The organism is Kluyvera sp. (assembly GCF_047971185.1).
In the GTDB taxonomy this organism is placed as follows: domain Bacteria; phylum Pseudomonadota; class Gammaproteobacteria; order Enterobacterales; family Enterobacteriaceae; genus Kluyvera.
This window is the reverse complement of the sequence record NZ_JBKDZH010000033.1, coordinates 182,120-192,866: the sequence shown is the minus strand read 5'-3', so window position 1 is coordinate 192,866 and position 10,747 is coordinate 182,120. Positions and strand designations below refer to the sequence as shown.

8 protein-coding genes are annotated in these 10,747 nt (G+C 57.7%); 6 read left to right on the top strand and 2 right to left on the bottom strand.

Going from position 1 to position 10,747, the window contains the following annotated elements; translation table 11 throughout:
* Together ACK5JN_RS09230 and ACK5JN_RS09225 are read right to left on the bottom strand one after the other, a co-directional pair.
* A partial coding sequence (locus tag ACK5JN_RS09230) for an antitoxin Xre-like helix-turn-helix domain-containing protein (protein ID WP_416869900.1) occupies positions 1–168 on the bottom strand: 168 nt, incomplete at its 3' end.
* 126 nt (positions 169–294) lie between these two features.
* Positions 295–1,785, bottom strand: coding sequence for an MFS transporter (locus tag ACK5JN_RS09225; protein ID WP_416869892.1), 1,491 nt, complete (start codon positions 1,783–1,785; stop codon positions 295–297).
* Between the two features lie 124 nt (positions 1,786–1,909).
* Between ACK5JN_RS09225 and ACK5JN_RS09220 the strand changes: the two genes are divergently transcribed.
* The 6 genes from ACK5JN_RS09220 to narI all read left to right on the top strand — a co-directional run bounded on the left by ACK5JN_RS09220 (position 1,910) and on the right by narI (position 10,746).
* Positions 1,910–2,491, top strand: a complete 582-nt coding sequence (locus ACK5JN_RS09220; RefSeq protein ID WP_416869891.1) for a TetR family transcriptional regulator — start codon at positions 1,910–1,912, stop codon at positions 2,489–2,491.
* Positions 2,492–2,668: 177 nt separating this feature from the next.
* The gene (locus tag ACK5JN_RS09215; protein WP_416869890.1) at positions 2,669–4,051 is read left to right on the top strand and encodes a NarK family nitrate/nitrite MFS transporter; all 1,383 of its coding nucleotides are present in this window, start codon (positions 2,669–2,671) and stop codon (positions 4,049–4,051) included.
* Positions 4,052–4,110: 59 nt separating this feature from the next.
* A complete protein-coding gene (locus tag ACK5JN_RS09210) occupies positions 4,111–7,851 on the top strand; it encodes a nitrate reductase subunit alpha (RefSeq protein WP_416869889.1) in 3,741 nt (1,246 codons plus the stop codon).
* Complete coding sequence (gene narH, locus ACK5JN_RS09205; protein ID WP_416869888.1) at positions 7,848–9,374, top strand: nitrate reductase subunit beta; 1,527 nt, start codon at positions 7,848–7,850, stop codon at positions 9,372–9,374. Before ACK5JN_RS09210 ends, narH begins: the two co-directional genes overlap by 4 nt.
* On the top strand, positions 9,374–10,069 hold the full coding sequence (narW, locus tag ACK5JN_RS09200) for a nitrate reductase molybdenum cofactor assembly chaperone (RefSeq protein ID WP_416869887.1): 696 nt from the start codon (positions 9,374–9,376) through the stop codon (positions 10,067–10,069). Before narH ends, narW begins: the two co-directional genes overlap by 1 nt.
* Positions 10,066–10,746, top strand: coding sequence for a respiratory nitrate reductase subunit gamma (gene narI, locus ACK5JN_RS09195; RefSeq protein WP_416869886.1), 681 nt, complete (start codon positions 10,066–10,068; stop codon positions 10,744–10,746). Before narW ends, narI begins: the two co-directional genes overlap by 4 nt.
* Position 10,747: the final 1 nt, after the last annotated feature.

Sequence of the window (10,747 nt, the reverse complement as noted above, 5' to 3'; positions counted from 1 at the left end):
GCCCTTCGACTCTTTGTATTTGTTCAATGTTGAACGTGAACTAATACCCAGAAGCCGAAGCTGTTCATCTGTGTTGCAGTGCCATTTTTCCAGGATCCGGAACACCACCGGCAGCGCCTTGCTGGTGTCAACGTTACCGTTTACATGGCTTTCTTGTACTGTGGCCATATGCCCTCCCGTGCGTAATTTCGCGACACTCCGGAAATTCCGGCGCGTACATTTAATCACAATTGTAGTTTAACTGTTCAATAATGTACATAGCCACAGAGAAAGACACCATGGCGTTACGGGGCATTAAACCGGGTCTGGGATCTTAGCCAGACTGCGCCAGATCCCCGCGGCCAGCAGCAGAAGCAGCACGCCAGCGGTCGCCAGCACGATGCTATGCGAATTGATAAACGCCATTTTCGCCGCCGCAATCAGACCTTCCGCCGGAATGGCGGGCATCGACTGCGCCAGCTTGATCGCTTCGCTAATTGAAGAGGCAGCCAGCTCCGCAGCCGCACCGTCAATCCCTGCGGGCAGTACAATCGACGAGGTATAGCTGCGGGTCAGAATCAGACCAAATAGCGCAATGCCCAACCCCGCGCCCAACTCGTAGGCCATGGTTTCAATGGCGCCCGCCGCTGCCGCTTTCTCTTTAGGCGCCGCCGCCATAATCGCCGAACTGGAGGCGAGCAGCGCGCTGGCAACGCTAAAGCCCAGCAGCGTCATCAGCCCCCATGCCTGCCACGGGTGGGTGCTGAAATCGGTCATAGACAGGCCCAGGAAGCTCAGCGCGCTGAGAAGCATTCCACCGGTCGCCACCTCACGCAGCCCAAGCTTCGATACCAGCATCCCGGCAATGGGGCCGCTAAAGCCGCTCGCCACCATCAGCGGCAGCATAAAGAGCCCGGCTTCAAACGGCGTTTTGCCGTGCACAAACTGCAGCTCCTGCGCCATCAGCAGTTCAAAGCCCACCAGGGTAATCAGCGCCGTCATTGCCATCATCACCCCGCTTAAGATGATGCGATGAGTAAAGAGACGCATATCGACCATGGGACGCGCAGCCGAGAGCTGTTTACGCACAAACCAGTACAGCATAGCAGCACCGCCGAGCGCCACCATCGACACCAGCCACAGCGCAATCTGCCCTTTCAGCGCTGATTTGGCGCTAAACACCAGCATCAGAATAGCGGCAATCAGCACCAGCGCCTGAAACAGGTTGAGCGGCTGTTCCCGCCGTGCTGGCTGACGGGGAACCACTCTGGCATTAATGGCGATGACCACCAGCACAATCGGCACGTTGATCAGGAATACCGAGCCCCAATAGAAGTGTTCAAGCAGCATTCCGCCCACCAGCGGGCCAAACGCTGCACCACCGGAGCCGACGGCCGCCCACAGCCCAAGCGCCATATTACGGTGACGCGCTTGCGCAAAGGTGGTGCGGATCCCGGCTAGCGTCGCCGGGACAATCATCGCCGCACCGATGGCCAGCAGCGCGCGGGAGGCAATCAGCGTTATTGCGGTCGGCGAAAATGCCGCCGCCAGCGATGCCAGACCAAAGATCCCGCTGCCGAGCAGCAGCAGGCGTTTAAAACCGATTTTGTCGCCCAGCGCGCCCATCGGCAGCACCATCCCGGCCATGACCAGTGAATAGATATCAATGATCCACAGTAGCTCATTGCCGCTGGTACCCAGCTCGACGCTCAGCGTCGGCGCGGCCACGTGCAGCACGGTGGCATCAATCGCCACCGGGATATAGACCATCAAAATCGCCATGAGCGTTAACCATTGGCGTGACATTTTATTGTTCCTCAACTCATTATGTATTGTTGGACATGCGTCCAGGAACAAGATCCTGCCGGATTGTTGAACGCATGTCCAATTTTTTGTTATTGTGGGATAAACCCTACTTAAACGAAGAAAAATGAACTATTTAACCCGAGAAGAACGGCGAGAAGAGATCCTTAAAACCGCCATGAAGGTCGCGCTGAGCGGCGGCTTTAGCGCCATGACCGTTCGTCATATCGCCAGCGTCGCCGGAGTCTCCAGCGGACAGGTACACCACCACTTCACCTCAATTGGCGAGCTGAAATCCCTCGCCTTCGTCAGGCTGATTCGTGAAATGCTCGATATGCCGCTGGTGGCCAATGACGCCAGCTGGCACGACCGCCTCTTTTCAATGCTCGGCAGCGACGACGGCCGCCTTGAACCCTACGTACGTCTGTGCCGGGAGGCGCAGCTGCTGGCGGACAGCGACAGTGATATTAGAGGCGCCTACCTGTTGACTATGGATATGTGGCATAAGGAAACCGTCTCGCTGATTTTGCAAGGCACAGAAGCAAATGAATTCAGACCAATAGATAGCGCGGAAAATATTGCCTGGCGATTAATTGCGCTGGTGTGTGGACTGGATGGAATTTATGCACTAGGGATGACGGAAATAAGCGACGAAATTTTTGCTCGCTATATACAACATTATATTTCGCTAGAGCTCAACCCCGCTTAATTTACATTTAGTAACAATTAACAACGTTTTATTCACAGCGCGTTATCTTACAACGCGCTTTTTTTATCTATTCTTCAACGGTAAAGAGATAAAACGGCCAGGCAATAATAATTCCCCCCTACATACTTCGCTGTTTTTCCTTTGTTTCTTTTTTATGACGCGTCTCTCGAGGGTATTATGGCAAATAATGAGAAAGATAATCATTATCTTTTAAAAGACTGGAAACCTGAAAATCCCGCCTTCTGGGAAAATAAAGGAAAATCAATTGCAAGGCGCAACCTGTGGATTTCCGTTGCCTGTTTATTGCTCGCCTTCTGCGTCTGGATGTTATTTAGCGCTGTTGCGGTCAATCTCAATAAAGTTGGTTTTAATTTCACCACCGATCAGCTCTTCTTATTAACCGCGCTACCCTCCCTTTCAGGTGCTATTTTGCGCGTGCCCTACTCCTTTATGGTACCTATATTTGGCGGACGTTACTGGACGGTATTAAGCACGGTTATTCTGGTGGTTCCTTGCATCTGGTTAGGCATTGCGATTCAGGATACAAATACTCCATTCTGGGTATTTATCACTATCGCGCTGCTGTGCGGGTTTGCCGGTGCCAACTTTGCGTCCAGCATGGGCAACATCAGCTTCTTCTTCCCGAAAGCCAAACAGGGCAGCGCGCTGGGCGTTAACGGCGGGCTGGGTAACCTCGGCGTCAGCGTGATGCAAATGGTGGCCCCGGCGGTGATTTTCCTGCCGATGTTCGCCTTTATCGGCGTCCACGGCGTCACTCAGGAAGATGGCTCTACGCTCGCCCTGAGCAACGCCGCGATTATCTGGGTGCCGCTGCTGATCGTTGCCACCATCGCCGCCTGGTTCGGCATGAACGACATTGCCAGCTCTAAGGCCTCGGTGCGCGATCAGCTCCCGGTGCTCAAACGCCCTCACATGTGGCTGCTGAGCCTGCTCTATCTTGCCACCTTCGGCTCCTTTATCGGCTTCTCGGCAGGGTTCGCCATGCTGGCAAAAACCCAGTTCCCGGACGTGAACATCCTCAAGCTGGCGTTCTTCGGGCCGTTTATCGGCGCGCTGGCGCGTTCGTTTGGCGGCGTAATCTCCGACCGTCTGGGCGGAGTGAAGGTGACGCTGGTTAACTTCATTCTGATGGCGCTGTTTACCGGCCTGCTGTTCCTGACCTTACCGGGCAGCGGTTCCGGCAGCTTCCTCGCCTTCTACGTGGTGTTTATGGGGCTGTTCCTCACCGCCGGTCTGGGCAGCGGCTCTACCTTCCAGATGATTGCCGTCATCTTCCGTCAGATCACTATCGACAGCGTGAAAAAGCGCGGCGGTACCGATGAACAAGCACAGCACGAAGCGGTAACCGATACCGCGGCGGCGCTGGGCTTTATCTCCGCGATTGGCGCGATCGGCGGCTTCTTTATCCCGAAAGCGTTCGGCACCTCGCTCGCCATGACCGGCTCTCCGGTTGGCGCGATGAAAGTGTTCTTTGTCTTTTACGTTGTCTGCGTATTGGTCACGTGGCTGGTTTACGGCCGCAAATCGACCACCAAATAAACATAAAAATGTGAGCAGTGTAACCACGGGGGCGCAATCCCCCGTCAGGAGAAAATGTCATGAGCAAACTACTGGATCGCTTTCGCTACTTTAAGCAGAAAGGCGAGACTTTTGCCAATGGTCATGGACAGGTCTATGACAATAACCGTGACTGGGAAGATAGCTACCGCCAGCGCTGGCAGTTCGACAAAATCGTCCGTTCGACGCACGGGGTTAACTGTACAGGCTCATGTAGCTGGAAGATTTATGTCAAAAACGGGCTGGTAACCTGGGAAACCCAGCAAACCGACTATCCGCGCACCCGCCCCGACCTGCCCAACCACGAGCCCCGCGGCTGCCCGCGCGGCGCCAGCTACTCCTGGTATCTGTACAGCGCCAACCGTCTGAAATACCCGCTGGCGCGTAAAAAGCTGATTGAACTGTGGCGCGAAGCGCTGACGCAGCAGACCGATCCGGTGCTGGCCTGGGACAGCATTATGCAGAGCCCGGAAAAAACCCGACGCTACAAAGAAGCGCGCGGTAAAGGCGGCTTTGTTCGCTCGTCGTGGAAAGAGCTGAACCAGCTGATTGCCGCCGCCAACGTCTGGACGATTAAAAACTACGGCCCCGACCGGGTGGCGGGCTTCTCGCCCATTCCGGCGATGTCGATGGTCTCTTATGCGGCGGGCACGCGCTATCTGTCATTGATTGGCGGCACCTGCCTGAGCTTCTACGACTGGTACTGCGACCTGCCGCCGGCGTCGCCGATGACCTGGGGCGAGCAGACCGACGTACCGGAATCCGCCGACTGGTATAACTCCAGCTACATCATCGCCTGGGGCTCTAACGTCCCGCAAACCCGTACCCCGGACGCGCACTTCTTCACCGAAGTGCGCTACAAAGGCACCAAAACCATCGCCATTACCCCCGACTTCTCGGAAGTCGCCAAGCTGAGCGATCAGTGGCTGGCGCCAAAACAGGGTACCGACAGCGCGCTGGCAATGGCGATGGGCCACGTGATCCTCAAAGCGTTCCACCTCGATAATCCGAGCGACTACTTTATCAACTACTGCCGCCGCTATACCGACATGCCGATGCTGGTGATGCTTGATAGCCGCGAGGATGGTTCGTACGTCGCAGGTAGGATGCTGCGCGCCTCCGACCTGGTGGACGGCCTTGGCGAAAGCAATAACCCGGAGTGGAAAACCGTCGCCTATAACAGCAACGGCGAACTGGTGGTGCCAAACGGCTCGATCGGTTTCCGCTGGGGTGAAAAAGGCAAATGGAACCTGGAATCGCTGGCCGCCGGTAACGAGACCGAACTGACGCTGTCGCTGCTCGATACGCGGGATACCGTCGCGGGCGTCGCCTTCCCCTACTTTGGCGGCAACGAAAACCCACACTTCCGTAGCGTGAAGCAGGATCCGATTCTGGTGCGCAAGCTGCCGGCGAAAGAGCTGACCTTCGCCGACGGCAGCCGCCGCCTGGTGGTCAGCGTTTATGACCTGACGCTGGCCAACTACGGCCTCGACCGGGGGCTCGACGACGATCTGGCGGCCAAAAGTTTTGACGAGGTGAAAGCCTACACCCCGGCCTGGGGCGAGCAAATCACCGGCGTATCACGCCAGAACATCGAAAAAATCGCCCTGGAGTTCGCCGACACCGCGCATAAAACCCACGGCCGGTCGATGATTATCCTCGGTGCCGGGGTCAACCACTGGTACCACATGGACATGAACTACCGCGGCATGATCAACATGCTGGTGTTCTGCGGCTGCATCGGTAAAAGCGGCGGCGGCTGGGCGCACTATGTCGGCCAGGAGAAGCTGCGTCCGCAAACCGGCTGGCTGCCGCTGGCTTTTGCGCTGGACTGGAACCGTCCGCCGCGCCAGATGAACAGCACCTCCTACTTCTACAACCACGCCAGCCAGTGGCGCTATGAGAAGCTCACCGCCAGAGAGCTGCTGTCGCCGCTGGCCGATCCGTCGAAATACACCGGCCATCTTATCGACTTTAACGTTCGTGCCGAGCGTATGGGCTGGCTGCCGTCCGCGCCGCAGCTCAACCTCAACCCGCTGGGGCTGAAGGCGAAGGCCGACGAGGCGGGCATGACCGCGCAGGAGTACACGGTGCAGGCGCTGAAATCGGGCGATATCCGTTTTGCCAGCGAACAGCCGGACAGCGGGCAGAACCACCCGCGCAACATGTTTATCTGGCGTTCTAACCTGCTGGGCTCCTCCGGTAAGGGCCACGAGTACATGCTGAAGTACCTGTTAGGGGCCGACAGCGGTATCCAGAGCGCAGAGTTTGGCTCGACCGATGACGTCAAACCGGAAGAAGTCGAATGGCAGACCGCCGCGCTGGAGGGCAAGCTCGACCTGCTGGTGACGCTGGACTTCCGGATGTCCAGCACCTGCCTGTTCTCCGATATCGTCCTGCCGACCGCCACCTGGTACGAAAAAGACGATATGAACACCTCGGATATGCATCCGTTTATCCACCCGCTTTCCGCCGCCGTTGACCCGGCCTGGGAATCGAAAAGCGACTGGGAGATCTACAAAGGTATCGCCAAATCGTTCTCGGAAATCTGTCAGGGCCATCTGGGCACCGAAACGGACGTGGTGCTGCAACCGCTGCAGCACGACTCCCCGGCCGAGCTGGCACAGCCGTTCGCCATTCAGGACTGGCGTAAAGGCGAATGTGACCTGATCCCGGGCAAAACCGCGCCGAACATTATCGCCGTAGAGCGCGACTATCCGGCCACCTATGAGCGCTTTACCTCGCTGGGGCCGCTGATGGACAAGCTTGGCAACGGCGGTAAAGGGATTGGCTGGAAGACCCAGACCGAAGTCGATTTCCTCGGCAAGCTGAACTACGTCAAGCTGAGCGGCCCGGCCAAAGGGCGTCCATGCATTGAAACCGCGATCGACGCCGCCGAGGTGATCCTCGCCCTCGCCCCGGAAACCAACGGCCAGGTGGCGGTGAAGGCCTGGGAAGCGCTGAGCGAATTCACCGGGCGCGAGCACGCGCATCTGGCGCTCAACAAAGAAGACGAGAAAATTCGTTTCCGCGATATTCAGGCGCAGCCGCGCAAAATTATCTCCAGCCCCACCTGGTCCGGGCTTGAGGATGAACACGTCTCCTATAACGCCGGCTATACCAACGTCCACGAGCTGATCCCGTGGCGCACCGTCTCCGGGCGTCAGTCGCTGTATCAGGATCACCCGTGGATGCGCGACTTCGGTGAAAGCCTGGTGGCCTACCGTCCGCCGATTGACACTCGCAGCGTCAGCCACATGAACGCGATCCCGCCGAACGGCTTCCCGGAAAAGGCGCTGAACTTCCTGACGCCGCACCAGAAATGGTGCATTCACTCTACCTATAGCGAAAACCTGCTGATGCTGACGCTGTCGCGCGGCGGGCCGATCGTCTGGCTGAGTGAAACCGACGCCAAAGAGCTGGGTATCGCCGATAACGATTGGATTGAAGCGTTTAACGCCAACGGCGCGCTTACCGCCCGCGCGGTGGTCAGCCAGCGTATCCCGCCGGGCATGACCATGATGTACCACGCCCAGGAGCGTCTGATGAATATTCCTGGCTCGGAAGTCACCGGGCGGCGCGGCGGGATCCACAACTCGGTCACCCGCATCTGTCCGAAACCGACCCATATGATTGGCGGCTATGCGCAGCTGGCCTACAGCTTTAACTACTACGGAACGGTCGGTTCGAACCGTGATGAATTCATTATGATTCGCAAAATGAAAAACATTAATTGGCTGGATGATGAAGGCAATGATCAGGTACAGGAGGCGTCAAAATGAAGATACGCTCACAGGTTGGGATGGTTTTAAACCTTGATAAATGCATCGGCTGCCACACCTGCTCTGTTACCTGTAAGAACGTCTGGAGCAGCCGTGAAGGCATGGAGTACGCGTGGTTTAACAACGTGGAGACTAAACCGGGCATCGGCTTCCCGAAAGACTGGGAAAATCAGGAAAAATGGCAAGGCGGCTGGGTACGCGGCATTAGCGGCAAGCTGACTCCGCGTATGGGCGGCCGCGTTAACGTGCTGGCAAAAATCTTCGCCAACCCGCTGATCCCGGGCATTGACGACTACTACGAGCCGTTCACCTACGACTATCAGCATCTGCATAACGCGCCGGAAGGCAAAAACCTGCCGACCGCCCGCCCGCGCTCGCTGATTAGCGGCCAGCGGATGAACAAAATTGAGTGGGGCCCGAACTGGGAGGAGCTGCTGGGCGGCGAATTTGAAAAACGCGCCCACGATCATAACTTCCAGGAAATGCAAAAGGAGATGTACGGCCAGTTCGAAAACACCTTCATGATGTACCTGCCGCGCCTGTGCGAGCACTGCCTCAATCCGAGCTGCGTCGCCACCTGCCCGAGCGGCGCCATCTATAAGCGTGAAGAAGACGGCATCGTGCTGATTGACCAGGATAAATGCCGCGGCTGGCGTATGTGCATCAGCGGCTGCCCGTACAAAAAAATCTACTTCAACTGGAAAAGCGGAAAATCAGAAAAATGCATCTTCTGCTACCCGCGTATTGAATCCGGCCAGCCGACCGTGTGCTCGGAAACCTGCGTAGGCCGTATTCGCTACCTCGGCGTGCTGCTGTACGATGCCGACCGCATTGAAGAAGCGGCCAGCACCGAGAAAGAGACCGACCTGTATGAACGCCAGTGCGACGTGTTCCTCGACCCCCACGACCCGGCGGTGATTGAAGAAGCGCTGAAACAGGGCATCACCCAGAACACTATCGACGCCGCCCAGCGTTCGCCGGTGTACAAAATGGCGATGGACTGGAAGCTGGCGCTGCCGCTGCACCCGGAATACCGCACCCTGCCGATGGTCTGGTACGTGCCGCCTCTGTCGCCGATTCAGTCCGTCGCCGATGCGGGCGGCCTGCCGAAAACCGACAGCATCCTGCCCGCCGTCGAAAGCCTGCGCATTCCGGTGCAGTATCTGGCGAACATGCTGAGCGCCGGCGATACCGGCCCGGTACTGCGCGCGCTGAAACGGATGATGGCGATGCGCCACTACAAACGTTCACAGACCGTTGAAGGCGTTACCGATACTCGCGCGCTGGAGGAAGTGGGCTTAAGCGTGGAACAGGTGGAAGAGATGTACCGCTACCTGGCGATCGCCAACTACGAAGACCGTTTCGTGATCCCCACCAGCCACCGTGAAATGGCGGAAGATGCCTTCCCGGAAAGCAAAGGCTGCGGCTTTACCTTCGGCGACGGCTGCCATGGCTCGGACACCAAGTTCAACCTGTTTAACAGCCACCGTATCGACGCCATCAACATCGGGGAGAAAAACTAATGCGGATCCTGAAAATCATCGGGCTGCTGCTGGAGTATCCCGATGAGCTCAGCTGGGACAACAAACAGGAGCTTTTCGACCTGATTGACAGCGACGCCCCGGCGCTGCGCCCGTTCCTCGAGCAGCATCTGGCGGTGTCGCTGCTGGATAAACAGGCCGAGTGGTGCGAAATCTTCGAACGCGGCCGCGCGACCTCGCTGCTGCTGTTCGAGCACGTTCATGCCGAATCGCGCGATCGCGGCCAGGCGATGGTTGAACTGATGTCGCAGTATGAACAGGTTGGTCTGCAGCTTAACTGCCGCGAGCTACCTGACCATCTGCCGCTCTATCTGGAGTACCTGAGCATTCTGCCCGACGCGCAGGCGCGGGAAGGTTTGCAGAACGTCGCGCCGATTCTGGCGCTTATCGGCGGCCGGCTGAAGCAGCGTGACGCCGCGTGGTATCAGCTGTTCGATACCCTGCTGGCGCTGGCCAATACCTCACTATCAAGTGACAGTGTCACAAAACAGGTGGCGGGTGAAGCACGTGACGATACCCGTCAGGCGCTGGATGCCGTGTGGGAGGAAGAACAGGTGAAATTTATTGAAGATAACGCCACCGCTTGCGACAGTTCACCGTTGCAAAGCTATCAACGACGCTTTAGCCAGGACGTCGCGCCTCAGTACGTGGACGTCCGTGCGGGAGGCCCGAAATGATACAGTTCCTTAACGTCTTCTTTTACGATATCTACCCTTACCTCTGCGGCACGGTATTTCTGCTGGGCAGCTGGCTGCGCTACGACTACGGTCAGTACACGTGGCGCGCCTCTTCCAGCCAGATGCTCGACAAGCGCGGCATGGTGTTATGGTCAAACCTGTTCCACGTCGGCATTCTGGGCATCTCCTTCGGCCATTTCTTCGGCATGCTGACGCCGCACTGGGTGTATGAGTCGTGGCTGCCGATGGCGCAAAAGCAGCTGATGGCCATGATTCTCGGCGGCGTATGCGGCGTGTTGACGCTGGTCGGCGGCGCGGGTCTGCTGATCCGTCGCCTCACCAACCCGCGCATCCGCGCAACGTCATCCACGGCGGACATCCTGATCCTCAGCATTCTGCTGATTCAGTGCTGCCTGGGCCTGACCACCATTCCGTTCTCCGCGCAGCATCCCGACGGCAGCGAAATGCTGAAACTGGTGGACTGGGCGCAGACGGTGGTCACCTTCCACGGCGGCGCATCGGCGCACCTGGACGGCGTGGCGTGGGTGTATCGTGTGCACCTGGTGCTGGGGATGACTATCTTCCTGCTGTTCCCGTTCACCCGTCTGGTGCACGTGTGGAGCGCACCGGTGGAATACCTGACCCGCCGTTATCAGGTGGTGCGCTCACGCCGATAAC